This is a genomic window from Xenorhabdus indica (assembly GCF_014467235.1).
Classification (GTDB): domain Bacteria; phylum Pseudomonadota; class Gammaproteobacteria; order Enterobacterales; family Enterobacteriaceae; genus Xenorhabdus; species Xenorhabdus indica.
Map to the genome: position 1 here is coordinate 1 of NZ_NKHP01000108.1, position 699 is coordinate 699.

The 699-nt window shown below is 49.8% G+C and carries 1 protein-coding gene; it reads left to right on the forward strand.

The window, feature by feature from the left end:
- The coding region (locus tag Xind_RS19705) for a condensation domain-containing protein (RefSeq protein ID WP_246432644.1) at positions 1 to 699 on the forward strand (699 nt) is incomplete at both ends.

Genomic DNA, 699 nt, shown 5'->3' on the forward strand with positions numbered 1-699 from the left:
GATTGCCACGCCATTTGATTTAACCACAGAGTCCAGTCTGCGCCTGCGTCACTATCCGGTTTCTGACAGCCACTATTTATTACTGTTATGGCACCATATTGCCATTGATGGCTGGTCAATTAATATCTTTATGCATGAACTGGCAGAAATTTACCAGTCCTTGCGGGAAAAGCGGGGCAGCCAGCTTCCTGCCCTGGATATCACCTATGGGGATTATGCCGCCTGGCAACGCGACTATTTACAAGGTGACATACGTGAACGCCAGCTTGCCTACTGGCAACAGACTTTAGCCGGCCATGAATCAATGACTTTGCCAACCGATTACCCCAGACCGGCTCAGGTGAATTATCAGGGACGGGATTTCAGTTTTGTGCTGGACACCCGGCTTTCTGAACAGTTAAGAAGTCTGGCAAAAACACAGGAGACGACCCTGTATACCGTGCTGCTCAGTGCTTTTTATGTCACACTGGCAAAATTATCCGGGCAAAACGATATCGTACTGGGGACCCCCACCGATAACCGTCATTATGCCCAGACTCAGCCCCTGATTGGCATGTTTGTTAATTCACTGGTCTTAAGGGCACAACTGCAACAAACTGTCAGCGTGGCAGCCCTGATTGCGCAGACCCATCAGCAGGTTGCCGAAGCCAAAGCCCATCAGGATATGCCGTTTGAACAGCTCCTTGATGCCCTGAATAT